The sequence below is a fragment of the Variovorax sp. LjRoot175 genome (assembly GCF_964253805.1).
Taxonomy (GTDB): domain Bacteria; phylum Pseudomonadota; class Gammaproteobacteria; order Burkholderiales; family Burkholderiaceae_C; genus Variovorax.
Genome location: NZ_CAXURY020000001.1, coordinates 2,434,432 through 2,449,457 on the forward strand (window position 1 = coordinate 2,434,432; position 15,026 = coordinate 2,449,457).

Consider the following 15,026-nt stretch of genomic DNA (forward strand, 5'->3'; position numbering starts at 1 on the left):
GTGGGTGTTGGCGGGGTGATCAGTACTTGTCGAGCACCGCACCCGAGCTCGCGCTCGATGCATTGAACGCGAACTTGGCCTGCACGCCGCGCGTGTAGCGCGGGGCAGGGGCCTTCCATCCTTCCCGGCGCTTCGCGAGTTCGGCGTCGGACACGTTGAGTTCGAGCTTGAGCTGGTGCGCGTCGATGGTGATCGAGTCGCCCTCGTTGACGAAGGCGATGGTGCCGCCGGCCGCGGCCTCGGGCGCCACGTGGCCGACCACCATGCCCCAGGTGCCGCCCGAGAAGCGGCCGTCCGTGATGAGGCCCACGCTTTCGCCGAGGCCGGCGCCGATCAGCGCGCCGGTGGGCGCCAGCATCTCCGGCATGCCGGGGCCGCCCTTGGGGCCGAGGTAGCGCAGCACCATCACGTCGCCGGCCTTGATTTTGCCGTCGAGGATGGCCTGGAGCGCCGACTGCTCGTCGTCGAACACGCGCGCCGGGCCGGTGATGACCGGGTTCTTGAGGCCGGTGATCTTGGCCACCGCGCCCTCGGGCGAGAGGTTGCCCTTGAGGATGGCCAGGTGGCCCTCGGCGTACATCGGATTCGTGATCGGGCGGATCACGTCTTGGTCGGCACGCGGCTGGTCGGGCACGTCCTTCAGCACCTCGGCGATGGTCTGGCCGGTGATCGTGATGCAGTCGCCGTGCAGCAAACCCGCGTTCAGCAGGATCTTCATCACCTGCGGGATGCCGCCGGCCTGGTGCAGGTCGACCGCGAGGTACTTGCCGCTGGGCTTGAGGTCGCACAGCACCGGCACCTTCTTGCGGATGCGCTCGAAGTCGTCGATCGACCATTCCACGCCCGCCGCGTGCGCGATGGCGAGGAAGTGCAGCACCGCGTTGGTGGAGCCGCCGGTGGCCATGATCACGGCCACCGCGTTCTCGATCGCCTTCTTGGTCACGATGTCGCGCGGCTTGATGTCCTTCTTGATGGCCTCGATCAGCACCTTGGCCGATTCCTTGGCCGAGTTGGCCTTCTCGTCGTGCGGGTTGGCCATGGTCGAGGAGTAGGGCAGCGAGATGCCGAGCGCCTCGAAGGCCGAACTCATGGTGTTGGCCGTGTACATGCCGCCGCAGGAGCCGGTGCCGGGGATCGCGCGCTTCTCGATTTCCTTCAGGTCCTCGTCGCTCATGTTGCCGGCGGCGTTCTGGCCGACCGCCTCGAACACGCTCACGATGTTGAGGTCCTGGCCCTTGTAGCGGCCCGGCAGGATGGTGCCGCCGTAGACATAGATCGCCGGCACGTTGGCGCGCAGCATGCCCATCAGGCCGCCGGGCATGTTCTTGTCGCAACCGCCGACCACCAGCACGCCGTCCATCCACTGGCCGCCGACGCAGGTCTCGATGCAGTCGGAGATGACCTCGCGGCTCACCAGCGAGTACTTCATGCCTTCGGTGCCCATGGCCATGCCGTCGGAAATGGTCGGCGTGCCGAAGACCTGCGCGTTGCCGCCGGCTTCCTCGATGCCGGCAATCGCGGCGTCGGCCAGCTTCTGCAGGCCCGAGTTGCACGGCGTGATGGTGCTGTGGCCGTTGGCCACGCCGACCATCGGCTTCTTGAAATCGCCTTCCTCGTAGCCCATCGCGTAGAACATCGAGCGGTTGGGCGCGCGCGACTTGCCTTCGGTGATGTTGGCGCTGCGGGCGTTGATCTTGATCGTCTGGGTGGCCATGGTGTCTCTGGTCTTGAATCGGGGGAAGGCAAGTATCGGACGATTGACTGATTGGTTCCAATCCGAATTTCAAGCCCGATTGATATGCTCGGCATATGAAAGAAGCCTGGATCGACCTACGCGCCTGGCGCCAGTTCCTCGCGGTGGCCGAGGAGCTGCATTTCGGCCGCGCCGCCGCGCGCCTGCACATGACGCAGCCGCCCGTCACGCAGGCCATCGCGCAGCTCGAAAAAACGCTGGGCGTGCGGCTGTTCGACCGCACCCGGCGCCGGGTCGCGCTCACGCCCGCCGGCGAGGCGCTCTTGCCCGAGGTGCGCGAGCTGCTGGCGCGCGCGCAGGCGCTGCCGGTGCGGGCGAAGGCGGCGGCGGCCGGTGAAGTGGGGCGCGTGCGGCTCGCCTTCGTCTCGACCATCGGGTTCGAGCGGCTGCCGGCCTGGGTGCGCGAATTCCGCGTGAGCTGCCCCGAGGTCGCGCTGGAACTGGTCGAGGCCACCGGCGACGTGCAGCTCGAAGCCTTCGCCCGCGGCGAGATCGATGCCGGCCTGATGCTGCATTCGCCCGGTTTCGCGCCGCCAGGCCTGGAGCGGCTCGCGGTGTCCGAGGAGCCGCTGGTGCTGGCGCTGCCGGCGAAGCATCCCCTGGCCCGGATGCCGAAGCTGCCGCTGGCCGAGGTGCTGGCCGAGCCGCTGGTGATCTTTCCGCGCCGCATCGTGCCCTCGCTGCACGACGCGATCTTCGGGCTCTACCACGCGGCCGGCCTGGCGCCGCGGGTTGCGCAGGAAGCGATCCAGATGCAGACCATCGTGAACCTGGTGTGGGGCGGACTCGGCGTGGCCTGGGTGCCGGAGAGCGTGACGCAGTTCCGGCGCGTCGGCGTGGTCTACCGCGCTGCGACCGAGTTCGCGCCCACTGGACGGCGAAAGACCGCCGTCTTGCCCGGCTGCGAGACCAGCCTGGTCTGGCCCGGCCACACCGACAACCCGGCGCTCGCCCGCTTCGTGCGATTCGTCCAGGAGCAGGGACTGTCACATCCGTGGGCACAATAGGCCGATGCTCACGTACCCGCAGATCAATCCCGTCGCCCTGCAGCTCGGGCCGATCGCCATCCATTGGTATGGCCTGACCTATCTGGCCGCCTTCGCGCTGTTCTACTTCCTCGGTACGCGCCGGCTGCGGCACGAGCCCTTCCGTTCCATCACCGGACCGGGCGCCTGGACCCGCAAGGACCTGGAGGACATCCTCTTCCTCGGCGTCATGGGCGTGATCGTCGGCGGCCGGCTCGGCTATTGCCTGTTCTACAAGCCCGGCTACTACCTCACGCACCCGCTGGAGATCTTCTTCGTCTGGCAGGGCGGCATGAGCTTCCACGGCGGGCTGCTCGGCGTGATCGCCTCGATGCTGTGGTTCGCACGTTCGCGTGCGCGGCCGTACTGGCAGGTGATGGATTTCGTGGCGCCCTGCGTGCCTACCGGGCTGGCGGCCGGGCGGGTGGGCAATTTCATCAACGGCGAGCTGTGGGGGCGCTTCAGCAGCCCCGACCTCCCATGGGGCATGGTGTTTCCGCAGAGCGGATCGATGCTGCCGCGCCACCCCTCGCAGGTCTACCAGTTCCTGCTCGAAGGCCTGCTGCTGTTCGCGATCCTCTGGCTCTATGCACGCAAGGAACGGCGCGAGCGGCGCGTGTCGGCGGTGTTCCTGATCGGCTACGGGCTGATGCGCTTCATCGCCGAATACTTCCGCGAGCCCGACGACTTCCTGGGCCTCCTGGCGCTCAACATGAGCATGGGGCAGTGGCTTTGCGTGCCGATGATCGTGTTCGGCATCTGGCTCTATGCCAGTGCACCCGCGGCGCGCTCAGCCGCAGCAGTGGCACGCGGCTGAGCGCGCCGCGGGCGCCAGGGTATCTCCGGAGGCAGAGATGCTTTGCCTTCTTGCGCCCGAGTTCTCATAATTACGCGTAATTACCGAAAATCACCGACGAAGCTCCCGATCTTTCATCCGCCATGCGCCTGGTCCACAACTCGCTGCACCACGAAGTCGCCGCCACGCTGCGCGAGGAGATCTTCGCCGGCACGCTGGCGCCGGGCGGCTTCGTCGACGAGGCGGCAGTGTGCGAGCGGCTTGCGATCTCGCGCACGCCGCTGCGCGAGGCGCTCAAGGTGCTGACGGCCGAGGGCCTGCTGCGGCACGAGCCGCGGCGCGGCTGCTTCGTGGCCGAGGTCACGCAGCGCGACCTGGACGACATCTTTCCCGTCATCGCGCTGCTCGAAGGGCGCTGCGCCTGGCAGGCGGCGCGCAACGCCAGCGATGCCGAGCTGCTGGCACTCGAAACCATGCACGACAAGCTCGCGAAGCACGCACGCGCCAAGCGCATCAACGAGTACTACGCGACCAATTTCGCGATCCACGAGGCAATCATCATGCTGGCCGACAATCGCTGGCTGGCGCAGGTGATCGGCGATCTGCGCAAGATCCTCAAGCTCGCGCGCCTGCAGCAACTGCATGCGCCGGGGCGACTCGAACAGAGCCTGTCCGAACATCTCGCGGTGTTCGCCGCGCTGAAGGCGCGCGACAGCGACGGCGCCGAGGCCGCGATGCGCACCCACCTGAACCGCCAGCGCGAAGCCCTGCGGGCCATCGCGCTCCAACAGAAAGCGAAGCTGATCTCATGAATGCCAGCGGCTGGATCACCCGCAGCGTCTCGCGCCTGCGTCCCGGCAGCGATGCCGCCGAAGTCAAGAAGCCCGCAGCGTCCGAAGCGAAGCCGAAGCCGGCGCCCAAGGCGGCCGCCACCGTCGGCCCGCGCCCGCTGGCCGAACGGCTGGAGGCCACGCTGCGCCGCCATGGCGAGGCGCTGGCGCCGCGTGCCTTGCGGCGCGCGCTCACCGAGTTGCAGGCGGTGGTCGACTCGAGAGTGAGCGAGGTGGAAGCAGGACGCCGCGCCCATGCGGTCGTGAAGTGGTACGCCGGGCGCGAGCTCGACGAGCGGCGCGACGTCTGGCTGCTCATGAGCGAACGCTTCGCGCCCGATCTGCAGAAGGTCAGCAGCGCGCGCGACCGGCACGGGGCCGCGATGGGTACGCCCGACGAGGCCCAGGCCGAGGTGCACCTGCGCCGCGCGCTGGTCTCGCCGCGCGCGCGGCTGCTGCAGCGCTTCGCCATCGACCCCGACGGCATGCGCTTCCTGGTCGATCTGCGTGCCGAGTTGCTGCCGCACCTGAAGGGCGACCGGCGCCTCCTGCCGCTCGATGCCGAGCTCGAGCACCTGTTCTCCACCTGGTTCGACGTCGCCTTTCTGGACCTGCGCCGCATCAGCTGGGATTCGCCGGCCTCGCTGATCGAGAAGCTGATCCAGTACGAGGCGGTGCACGACATCAAGAGCTGGGCCGACGTCAAGAACCGGCTCGACAGCGATCGCCGCTGCTACGGCTTCTTCCACCCGCGCCTGCCCAACACGCCGCTGATCTTCGTCGAGGTCGCGCTGGTCGACCACATCAGCGAAGGCATCGTGCCGCTGCTCGACGAAGCCGCCGCGCCGGTCAAGCACGACCGCGCGACGACTGCGATCTTCTATTCAATCAGCAACACCCAGAACGGCCTGCGCGGCGTGAGCTTTGGCGATTCGCTGATCAAGCGCGTGGTCGAGGAATTGCAAAAAGAGATGCCGCGCCTGAAGATCTTCGCGACGCTGTCGCCGGTCCCGGGCTTTCGCGGCTGGCTGGCGAAGAACGCGGGCTCCCTGCTGGAGCGGCTCGACGAGAAGCGCGCGACCGAGCTGGGCCGCGTGATCGGGTCCCTGCCGCCCACCGCCGAGCGCGTGCTGGCGGCGGCCGAGGAGGCGAGTGCGCTCGATGCCAAATCGCCGGTGCGCCAGCTGCTGATGAATGCCGCCGCCGAGTACCTCGGGCGGGCCACCGCCGAGGGCAAGCCGGTCGATCCTGTGGCGCGCTTCCACCTGGGCAACGGCGCGCGGGTGGAGCGGCTCAACTGGGCCGGCGATCCCTCGCCCAAGGGGCTGAAGCAATCCTACGGACTCATGGTCAACTACCTCTACGATCTGAAACGGCTCGACAAGCACCGCGCCCTGCTCGCACAGGGCAAGGTGGCGGTGTCGGGCGATGTCGACGATCTTTTTCTCAAGGGCTGAGGCCCCCGACGGTTCATCACAAAAGGAGACAAGGCAATGACCCCAAGCTTCCAGCGGCGCGACATATTGCGCCTGGCCGCGGCCGCGGCCGCCGTTCTGGGCGGCGGCGCACGCGCCCAGGCCAGCTGGCCCGCCAAGCCGGTGACGATGGTGGTGCCCTTCCCGGCCGGCGGCGGCACCGACGCCTTCGCGCGGCCCTTGTCGGCGCAGTTCGCCAAGGTCGCCGGCCAGACGCTGGTGATCGACAACCGCGGCGGCGCCGGCGGCACCCTGGGCGCGAGTATCGCGGCCAGGGCGCAGCCGGACGGCTACACGCTCTTCATGGGGGCGGTGCACCATGCGATCGCGCCCTCGGTCTATCCCAAGCTCGACTACGACATCGAGAAGGATTTCGTGCCGCTGATGCTGCTGGCCAGCGTGCCGCAGGTGGTGGTGATCAACCCGAAGCGGGTGAGCGCGACCACGCTCAAGGACTTCGTCGCCGAGGCCAAGAGGAATCCCGGCAAGCTCAACTACGCTTCGGCCGGCGCCGGCACCTCGCACCACCTGGCGGGCGAGCTCTTCAAGCTGCAGACCGGCACCTTCATCACCCACATTCCCTACCGCGGCGCGGGTCCGGCGCTGCAGGACCTGATCGCCGGCAATGTCGACTGCATGTTCGACGGCCTGGGCTCGTCCTCGCAGCACATCAAGGCCGGCCGCATCAAGGCGCTGATGATGTCCGGCGCCAAGCGCAACCCGGCGTTTCCCGACGTGCCCAGCGCAGCCGAGGTCGGCCTGCCGGACTACACCGTGACCACCTGGTACGGCCTGTGGACGCCGAAGGGCACGCCGGCCGAGGTGCAGGCGAAGATCGTCGACGAGATGAAGAAGGCGCTCGCCACCGACGAGCTGAAGGCCATCTGGGCCAACAACGGCGCCGAGATCCCGAACCTCGTGATGGCGCCCTATGGCAGCTTCGTCAACTCCGAGATCAGGCGCTGGGCCGGCGTCGTGAAAGCTTCTGGCGCCAAGCTGGAATGACGGCCTCGGTCAGGCTCGAGCGCGAGGGCGCGCTCGCCTTCGTGACGCTGGCCCATCCCGGACGGCTCAATGCCATGTCGCGCGCGATGTGGCGCGAACTGCGCGCCGCGTTCGAGCAGGAGCTCGCGCAAGATGACGCCACGCGCTGCGTCGTCGTGCGCGGGGAGGGCGCTGCCTTCTGCGCCGGCGGCGACATCTCCGAGTACCCCTCCTTCCGCTTCGATGAAGCCAGCCTGCGCGACTTCCACGAGAACGAGGTCTGGGGCGCGCTGGCCGCCATGCTGGCCTGCGAGCTGCCGCTGGTCGCGCAGATCGAGGGCGCCTGCATGGGCGCCGGCCTGGAGATCGCGAGCTGCTGCGACATCCGCCTGGCCGGCGAATCATCGAAATTCGGCGCGCCGATCGCGAAGCTGGGCTTTCCGATGGCGCCGCGCGAGGCGGCCCTGGTGCGTGTCGCCATCGGCGACACGCTGGCGCGCGACATGCTGCTGGCCGCCGGCGTGCACGATGCGCGCCGCCTCTACGACGCTGGCTTTGTGCTGAGCGTGCTGCCGGATGCGCAGGTCGCTGCGGGAGCGCAGGCGCATGCGCAGCGCATCGCCGCGCTGGCGCCGGAGGCTGCGCGCCTCAACAAGCGGACCTTCTTCGCCGGCACGGTCGACCGGCTGCTCGCCAGCGCCTACGATTACGCCGATTCGCCCGAACACCGCGAGGGCATCGCCGCCTTCCTCGCCAAGCGCAACCCCGTCTTCTGACCATGACCGAAACGACCAACGCCAACCTCTACGCCGCGCTGCGTGCGGCCTTCCCCGCCGATCTCGATGCCATCGCGGTCGAGACCGACGACGGCCTGTTCTATTCCTGGCGCGACCTGGAGCGCGCGAGCGCGATGATCGCGAACCTGCTCGACGCACTGAAGCTCGACAAGGGCGCCCGCATCGCGGTGCAGGTCGAGAAGTCGGTCGAGGCCATGCTGCTCTACCTCGCGACGCTGCGCGCGGGCTACGTGTTCCTGCCGCTCAACACCGCCTACCGCGGCGCCGAGATCGAGTACTTCATCGGCAACGCCGAGCCGGCGGTGGTGGTCTGCAGCAGCGCGAATGCATCGTGGGTGGCGCCGATCGCGACCGCGGCCGGTACCCGCCACGTGTTCACGCTCGATGACGACCGCACCGGCACGCTGCTCGAAGTGGCGGCGCAGTGCAGCGACCGCCACACCGTCGCGCAGAAGAAGGACGACGACCTCGCCGCCATCCTCTACACCAGCGGCACCACCGGCCGCAGCAAGGGCGCGATGCTCACGCACCGCAACCTGCGTTCCAACGCCGAGGTGCTGAAGGACTACTGGGGCTGGCACAGCGGCGCGCAGGGGGAGGGCGATGTGCTGATCCATGCACTGCCGACCTTCCACGTGCACGGCCTCTTCGTCGCCATCCACGGCGCGCTGATCAGCGGCAGCAAGATGATCTGGCTCAACAAGTTCGATCCGAAGCGCGTGGTGGCCCGGCTGCCCGAGGCGACCGTGTTCATGGGCGTGCCCACGCTCTACGTGCGCATGCTGGCCGAGCCGGGGCTGACGCGCGAGGCCTGCAACGGCATGCGTCTTTTCATCGCGGGCTCGGCGCCACTGCTGATCGAGACCTTTGAGGCCTGGCGCGAGCGCACCGGCCACACCATTCTGGAGCGCTACGGCATGAGCGAGACCGTCATGCTCAGCTCCAACCCCTACAGCGCGGTGCAGGGCCAGCGGCGCGGCGGGACGGTGGGCTTCCCGCTGCCCGGCGTCCAGCTGCGCGTGCGTGACGATGCGGGCGAGCCCTGCCCGACGGACGAGATCGGCCACATCGAGGTGGCCGGCCCCAACGTGTTCGCCGGCTACTGGCGCATGCCCGAGAAGACCAAGGAAGAGTTCACCGCCGACGGCTATTTCAAGACCGGCGACGTCGGCAAGATCGACGGGCTCGGCTACGTCAGCATCGTGGGCCGCAGCAAGGACCTGATCATCAGCGGCGGCTACAACGTCTATCCGGCCGAGATCGAGGGCTACATCAACGAAATGGCCGGCGTGGCCGAGAGCGCGCTCGTGGGCGTGCCGCATCCGGATTTCGGCGAGGTCGGCGTCGCCATCGTCACGCCCAAGCCCGGTGCGGCGCTCGACGGCGACGCGATCATCGGAGCGCTCAAGAAGAAGCTGGCCAACTTCAAGATCCCCAAGCGCTGCTTCGTCGTCTCCGAGCTGCCGCGCAATGCGATGGGCAAGGTGCAGAAGGCCCTGTTGCGCGAGCAGCACAAGGGCTTGTTCGTCTAGCTGCCGCTGCCGTAGGGCCGCGTGAGGATCTCGAGGTTGTGGCCGTCGGGATCGTTCCAGTAGACGCCGCGGCCGCCGTCGCCGTGGTTGATCTCGCCGGCATGGCGGTGGCCCGGGTCGGCCCAGTAGGGCAGGCCGCGTTCGCGGATACGGCCGAAGATCTGGTCGAACTCGGCCTCGCTCACAAGAAAGGCCAGGTGCTGCCATGGGATATCGCCCTCGACCTGCATGTAGTCGAGGGTGACGCCGTTGTCGACCTCGACGCCCTGGAAGGGGCCGAAGGGAACGGGCGCACCGCGGCCGAGGATCTCTGCCAGGAACACCGCGGAGGCCCGTGGATCGCGGGCCCGGACGATCGTGTGATTGAGCTGGATGGCCATGCGGTGGATGGTAGCGCCGGGCGCGGGTTAGCGCTGTGGCATGCAAGCTGCTTTCGACGTAAGTTTTCGCCTCTCGCCCCGCATCCTCGGAGGACTCGTGAACCGCCTGCTCAGCACCGACGCCGTGCCGCGCGATCAGCGGCTCGCGTACTGGACCGACATGATCTGCAACATCTATGTGCAGCTCGGTTGCGATCCGGTGCGCAACGGCCCGCCGGGCGACTTCGAAGGCAGCATCCGCCAGCACACGCTGCCGGCCCTCGACGTCTCGGTGGTGCGCTCGGGCGCGCAAAGCGTCATGCGCACGCCGGGCCACATCGCGCGCTCTTCCGACGACTATTTCCTGGTCGGTATCCAGACCCGCGGCCATGGCGTGGTGCGGCAGGACGGGCGCGATGCCGTGCTGGCGGTGGGCGACTTCGCGCTCTACGACAGCACGCGGCCCTACCAGCTCTTCTTCGACGACGCCTTCGAGCAGATCGTGCTCAAGCTCCCCGGCGAGCGCCTGCGCAGCGAGCTGCGCGACACAGAAGCGCTGACGGCCACGGCGGTGTCCGGCCGCGAGGGCGCGGGCCACCTGCTGATCAACATGATCGGCACGCTGCGCGAGGACATCGATGCGCTGCAACCGGCCTCTGCGCTGGCGGTTGCGAACGGCGTGCTCAGCATCCTCGTGGCCGGCCTGCAGACGCTGCCCGCGGCCCGCTCGCCGAGCCTCAGCAACCTGGCCGCCTTCCATCTCGCGCGCATCAAGCGCCGCATCGACGCACAACTTGGCGATGCCGGGCTCTCGGTCGGCAGCCTCGCGGCCGAACTCGGCCTGTCGGCGAGCCAGATCCACCGCGTGTTCAAGAGCGAGCCGCTCACGCCTGCGCAGTACATCTGGGAGCGTCGCCTCGAGGCCTGCAGCCGCGACCTGCTGGAACCCCGCCTGGCCGGCCGCACCGTGAGCGAGATCGCCTATGGCCGCGGCTTCAACGATGCGGCGCATTTCAGCCGCGCATTCCGCGAACGCTTCGGTTGCGCGCCGCGCGAATGGCGGCTGGGCGGCGGCCGGCAGTGACGGCGCCCCGCCGTCATGCCCAGGTGCGCATCTCGATCCTCAGCTGAGCCTTGATGCCGGGGGTGGTTCCGGGCGGCGAGACGACGGGAATCTTGAATGTCAGCGCGCCGGCCTGCGGGCTGACAGGCGCCGGAATTGCGGCCACATTGGGTGTCTGGCTCTGAAAGCCGTACTGCAGCCGCCAGCCTCCGGCCGCTGCAGGATCCGGAACGGCCTCCACGAGGATCTGGTCGCGATAGAGAAAGCCGCCCTCGAAGTGCTTGTTCAGCCAGAGCACGCCGTCGACTTCGTAGTCGGGCACCAGCACGTTGAGGTCGAATGCGAACGCGATCGAATTGCCCAGGTCGGGGCTGGCCCGGGTCGGATCGAGGAAGATCGAGAACAGGTGGGGGCTCGCCGCCTGGGCTGCCTTGCGCGCGATGCCGGGGCCTTGATCGGGAAAGAGGTCGTCGAACTTTCGCTGAATCGCGGAGTTCTCGCGCACCACCCTGCGGTGCAGCTGCCACTGGCTTCTGCGCAGGGTCGCGACGATCTCGAAGCGGTAGGAGGCGCGGACCGCGTGGCCGCTTTTTCTCTTCGCCTCCACCTCTTCGGGCAGGGCGACTTCTTCGATGTCGAGTATTCCGTCGGTCCGCACCGAGCCGAAGAGAAAGCGCGTGAGGTTCTGGTAACCCTCCTCGGAATTGACGATGCCGTAGTGGCCCGAATGACTGCGGAACACGAACGCGCGCGGAGAGTCGACGCGCAGCCGGGGACCTTCTTCAGGCCCGACCATGCCGAAGGTCGTTGCGTTGTCCATCCGGACGAGGCCGTCGCTCGCGTCGCCCACGGCCCACGATGAAAGTCCCTGGAGCGCCAGATAGTCGGCGGGATTCGAGCCGACCAGATTGAACACGCGTTCGGCAGGAAAGTGCGTGAGTTCCGAGACGTCCGTCGCAGTCGGGGCGAGCTTCAAGTAGGACTTCATGGTGTCCCGGTTGAAGTTGGTGGCATCGCCGAGTGCGCCCCAGCCGGGCACATTGCGCACCACCCTGAGGTCGATGCCGTTGTGCGGCGTGGCGTAGGTGAACAGCTTGTCGACGGCGTCCCGGGCCTCCTGAGTGCCCAGCGTGTCGTTCTGCAGGAAGGCGCGGCATACCAGGCCGCCCATCGAATGCGCGACCAGGTAGATCTTGAAGTCCTTTTCCTCCACGCCGTTGTCGAGCGGGTCGCCCAGGATCGGATGCTTGCCGTTCTTCCTGCAGACGAGGGTGCGCATGCGCAGGATGAGCTCGCCGAGGTTCTGCGCGAAATGGGTGATCGGATGCGGCTGCCCGTCGCCGAACTCGTTGGAGGCGTCATCGTAGTAGCGCAGGATCGCGATCGACTGGTAGGGCAGCGTGATGTCGGAGCGCAGCGGCTTGGTCTTGTCGTCGGGATCCGGTGCGGTCAGGTCTTCGCCGTTCACGTAGACATCGTCGTACCACTGGTCCGAGCGCTCTCGGCCGGTGGCGGTGCGTCGCCAGATGATCTCGTCCTTCAGGCGGACGAGCGGCGACTCGAAGAAGTACCGGCGCATGGTGCCGTCCCAGATACGGCGAGACTTCGTGCTGCCGATGTTGAAACCCATGAAAGGGTCTGCCACCGTGGCCTCGATCTCGCTCTGCGTGCCGGCGAAGCCGCGAACATAGATGATGGGGTGGTACGGCGCGTGCGGATTGGCCATGCGATTTCTCCTGGCGCGGGCAGTCCGTACGAGTTCTTCACCGGCGCCGCGATACCGAGCGTTTATATGCCCGTCACCTCGTGCGCGACATCACTCGTTTGGTGTAGAGCGATGGATATGCGCCGGGCGCCGGTTGCCGGCGCAGCGGCGCGGCCCTACTGCACGAGCAGCACCGAAATGTCGGTCTCCGAAACGACCTTGGTCGCCACCGAGCCCATGAGGGCGCGGCCGAAGATGCCGTGGCCGTGGGTGCCCATCACGATCAGCTCGGCGCCGCCCGCGGTCGCGGCCTTCAGGATCTCTTCGGCGGCGTGGCCGTGGCGCGGCTCGGCGCGGTAGTTGCCGATGTCGTGCTTCGCGAAGAAAGCCTTGACGGGCTCGAGCACCTTGGCGTTTTCTTCCGTGTAGTAGTCCTGCACCACATCCTTGCTGAGATGGCGGACCGCATGGCCGGGCAGGCCGCTGCACACGTGCACCACGATCAGCGCATGGCCGTCGACGAACATGCCGCGATGGGCGGCCAGGTAGTCGAGCGCTTTCTGCGTATGGGAACTGCCGTCGACGGCGATCAGGATCTTCATGCACTGCCTCTCGTTCTCTTGCAACCTGCGGCGAAAGCGCCGCATGACAAGGTTATACGGCGAGGTGCCGCGCACGTACAGAGAAGCCGAGTAGAAGCCGAGTGGATGCAGGGGGCCTTGCGCTCAGCCGCGCAAGCCCTTCCAGAGCATGTAGGCCGCCAGCACGTAGAGGATGCTTGCGAACACGCGCTTGAGCTTCGACACCGGCAGGCTGTGCGCGGCTTTCGCGCCGAGCGGCGCAGTGAGGAAGCTGCAGACCGCGATCACGGCCAGCGCAGGCAGCCAGATGTAGCCGATCGAGCCGGCCGGCAGGTCCTGCACCGATTGGCCGCTGGCCACGTAGCCGAGCACGTTGGCCACCGCGATCGGAAAGCCCAAAGCGGCGCTGGTGGCGACCGCGTTGTGGATTGCGACGTTGCACCAGGTCATGAAGGGGACGCTGATGAAGCCGCCGCCGGCGCCGACCAGGCCCGAGAGGAAGCCGATCGCGCCGCCGCCCGCGAGCTGGCCCGCGGTGCCGGGCATCTGTCGCGTCGGCTTGGGCTTGCGGTTCAGGAACATCTGCGTTGCCGAGAAGCCGACGAAGAGCGCAAAGAAGACGGCGAGCGCCGAGCCCTTGAGCAGAGCGAACACGCCGAGACTGCCGACCAGGCTGCCGATCACGATGCCGGGCGACAGCCTTTTCACGATGTCCCAGCGCACGGCGCCGCGCCTGTGGTGCGCGAGCACGCTCGAGATGGACGTGAACATGATGGTCGACATGGAGGTTGCGATCGCCATCTTCACCGCCAGGTCGGCCGGCACGCCGCGATGGCCCAGGATGATCGTGATGAAAGGCACCATCAACATGCCGCCGCCGATGCCGAGCAGGCCGGCGAGAAAACCGGTACCGACGCCGAGCACGGCGAGTTCGGCGACCAGCAGGGGGGCGATCGTCATGAAAGGAGGCCTCTGAAAAAAGCCACGGCCCCGAATACGGGGCCGTGGCCGTCCAAAAAAGGTGTCTGCGAGTGAGGCCGGACTCGCATCCTGAACCAGGGTTCAGGTGGGCGAGGGCAGCAAGGCTTCGGGTTCATCTGACGCGAGATGATCACACCCGCCAAGCGATATACCAAGCCCTGCTCCGTAGAGCATTGGAACAAGGAAATATTAAGCCCGACACGCACCGCAGACGGAGTGGATTTTACGCCCGCAATGACGAGCGCATGTAGTCCGTCACAGCAAATGGTCGTCGCCGGCGAGGGCCTGGTCGAGGCGCTGGATCAGTTGTGCGGCACGGGCATCGTCGGCCGCTGCATCGGGACCCGCCGCAGGGGCGGCCGCCGGCGCGGCAGGCGCCGCGATCGTCGCTTCGCGCTGGGCCAGGTCGAAGGCGAGGTTCAGCGAGGCCAGCACTGCGATGCGGTCGCGCGCCTTGACCTTGCCCGCATCGCGGATCTTGCACATCGCGGCATCGACGCGCTCGACGGCTTCGCGCAGCTGCGGCTCGCCGCCTTCGGGGCAGCCGAGCAGGTAGCTCTGGCCCATGATCTGGACTTCGACTTGTTTCATCAGGAAGAGGGAGCGTCTTGAGAGGGTTCTGCCGGCAGCTGTTCGAGCAGCGCATCGAGCCGCGTGCGCGCCGCGGCCAGCCGCGACTTGAGCGCATCGCGTTCGCGCGTGAGCGCGTTCACCTGGTCTTGCAGCAACGCATTGGTGCGCTGCACTTCTTCGTGGCGCACAAGCAAACGTTCGACGCGCTCGGCGATCTGTTCAATACGGCTCGGTGCAGGCATGGGGGGCGATTGTAGTTTCCGGCGAGCGCGCTTTCGCACTTAAAATCCCGCGCGTTGGTGCTTGCGCCGCGGTTCACGCGGCGCAGTTCAACGGGAAGCAGGAGTCGAAGCCCCCTCGGGCCGAGCCAGCCTGCGCTGCCCCCGCAACGGTCAAGCAGACGGCGTCTTTCCGATGCCACCCTCGTCAAGAAGCCACTGGGCGCCCTGAAACAGGCGCCTGGGAAGGCGACGGGGGCGCGCTGCCAGCCCGGATACCGGCCAACGAGGCGGCTGCCGCATGCGTGAAGCATGAGGCGGTCATGACGTCCAAGCACCGGCGGGGAAGCCGGT

General features: G+C 67.7%; 15 protein-coding genes and 1 riboswitch. Of the genes, 8 read left to right on the plus strand and 7 right to left on the minus strand.

Going from position 1 to position 15,026, the window contains the following annotated elements:
• Positions 1-19 precede the first annotated feature (19 nt).
• Positions 20-1,714: a dihydroxy-acid dehydratase gene (ilvD, locus tag ACSQ89_RS12205; protein ID WP_436292522.1), complete on the minus strand. Its 1,695-nt coding sequence runs from the start codon at positions 1,712-1,714 to the stop codon at positions 20-22.
• Between the two features lie 95 nt (positions 1,715-1,809).
• Between ilvD and ACSQ89_RS12210 the strand changes: the two genes are divergently transcribed.
• The 7 genes from ACSQ89_RS12210 to ACSQ89_RS12240 all read left to right on the plus strand — a co-directional run bounded on the left by ACSQ89_RS12210 (position 1,810) and on the right by ACSQ89_RS12240 (position 9,192).
• On the plus strand, positions 1,810-2,760 hold the full coding sequence (locus ACSQ89_RS12210) for a LysR family transcriptional regulator (RefSeq protein ID WP_436292523.1): 951 nt from the start codon (positions 1,810-1,812) through the stop codon (positions 2,758-2,760).
• A gap of 4 nt (positions 2,761-2,764) precedes the next feature.
• Positions 2,765-3,595 (plus strand): prolipoprotein diacylglyceryl transferase, encoded by an 831-nt coding sequence (gene lgt, locus ACSQ89_RS12215; protein WP_093109196.1) that lies wholly within the window; start codon positions 2,765-2,767, stop codon positions 3,593-3,595.
• 122 nt (positions 3,596-3,717) lie between these two features.
• Positions 3,718-4,386, plus strand: coding sequence for a GntR family transcriptional regulator (locus ACSQ89_RS12220; protein WP_093109197.1), 669 nt, complete (start codon positions 3,718-3,720; stop codon positions 4,384-4,386).
• Positions 4,383-5,861, plus strand: a complete 1,479-nt coding sequence (locus ACSQ89_RS12225) for a malonyl-CoA decarboxylase (protein WP_436292524.1) — start codon at positions 4,383-4,385, stop codon at positions 5,859-5,861. Before ACSQ89_RS12220 ends, ACSQ89_RS12225 begins: the two co-directional genes overlap by 4 nt.
• 36 nt (positions 5,862-5,897) lie before the next feature.
• Positions 5,898-6,884 carry a Bug family tripartite tricarboxylate transporter substrate binding protein gene (locus tag ACSQ89_RS12230; RefSeq protein WP_436292525.1) on the plus strand — a complete coding sequence of 329 codons (987 nt, stop codon included), beginning with the start codon at positions 5,898-5,900 and terminating at the stop codon, positions 6,882-6,884.
• The gene (locus tag ACSQ89_RS12235; RefSeq protein ID WP_436292526.1) at positions 6,881-7,639 is read left to right on the plus strand and encodes an enoyl-CoA hydratase/isomerase family protein; all 759 of its coding nucleotides are present in this window, start codon (positions 6,881-6,883) and stop codon (positions 7,637-7,639) included. Before ACSQ89_RS12230 ends, ACSQ89_RS12235 begins: the two co-directional genes overlap by 4 nt.
• A 2-nt stretch (positions 7,640-7,641) precedes the next feature.
• Entirely contained in the window at positions 7,642-9,192 is a 1,551-nt protein-coding gene (locus tag ACSQ89_RS12240; protein ID WP_436292527.1) for a malonate--CoA ligase, read from the plus strand.
• Here the strand turns inward: ACSQ89_RS12240 and ACSQ89_RS12245 are convergent.
• Positions 9,189-9,572 (minus strand): VOC family protein, encoded by a 384-nt coding sequence (locus ACSQ89_RS12245; RefSeq protein WP_093109202.1) that lies wholly within the window; start codon positions 9,570-9,572, stop codon positions 9,189-9,191. The two genes, ACSQ89_RS12240 and ACSQ89_RS12245, sit on opposite strands and share 4 nt — an antisense overlap.
• Positions 9,573-9,669: 97 nt before the next feature.
• On the opposite strand from ACSQ89_RS12245, the gene ACSQ89_RS12250 reads away from it, so the two are divergent.
• Positions 9,670-10,635, plus strand: coding sequence for a helix-turn-helix domain-containing protein (locus ACSQ89_RS12250; RefSeq protein WP_093109203.1), 966 nt, complete (start codon positions 9,670-9,672; stop codon positions 10,633-10,635).
• 13 nt (positions 10,636-10,648) lie between these two features.
• On the opposite strand, the gene ACSQ89_RS12255 is transcribed toward ACSQ89_RS12250, so the two are convergent.
• The 5 genes from ACSQ89_RS12255 to ACSQ89_RS12275 all read right to left on the minus strand — a co-directional run bounded on the left by ACSQ89_RS12255 (position 10,649) and on the right by ACSQ89_RS12275 (position 14,696).
• The gene (locus tag ACSQ89_RS12255; protein ID WP_093109204.1) at positions 10,649-12,340 is read right to left on the minus strand and encodes an esterase/lipase family protein; all 1,692 of its coding nucleotides are present in this window, start codon (positions 12,338-12,340) and stop codon (positions 10,649-10,651) included.
• 155 nt (positions 12,341-12,495) lie between these two features.
• Positions 12,496-12,921, minus strand: coding sequence for a universal stress protein (locus tag ACSQ89_RS12260; protein WP_093109205.1), 426 nt, complete (start codon positions 12,919-12,921; stop codon positions 12,496-12,498).
• 123 nt (positions 12,922-13,044) lie between these two features.
• Positions 13,045-13,860, minus strand: a complete 816-nt coding sequence (locus ACSQ89_RS12265) for a sulfite exporter TauE/SafE family protein (protein WP_093109206.1) — start codon at positions 13,858-13,860, stop codon at positions 13,045-13,047.
• A 276-nt stretch (positions 13,861-14,136) separates the two neighbouring features.
• On the minus strand, positions 14,137-14,472 hold the full coding sequence (locus ACSQ89_RS12270; protein WP_093109207.1) for a cell division protein ZapA: 336 nt from the start codon (positions 14,470-14,472) through the stop codon (positions 14,137-14,139).
• Entirely contained in the window at positions 14,472-14,696 is a 225-nt protein-coding gene (locus ACSQ89_RS12275; RefSeq protein ID WP_093109208.1) for a DUF904 domain-containing protein, read from the minus strand. Before ACSQ89_RS12275 ends, ACSQ89_RS12270 begins: the two co-directional genes overlap by 1 nt.
• Before the next feature lie 39 nt (positions 14,697-14,735).
• A riboswitch (cobalamin riboswitch) is annotated at positions 14,736-14,973 on the plus strand.
• Positions 14,974-15,026: the final 53 nt, after the last annotated feature.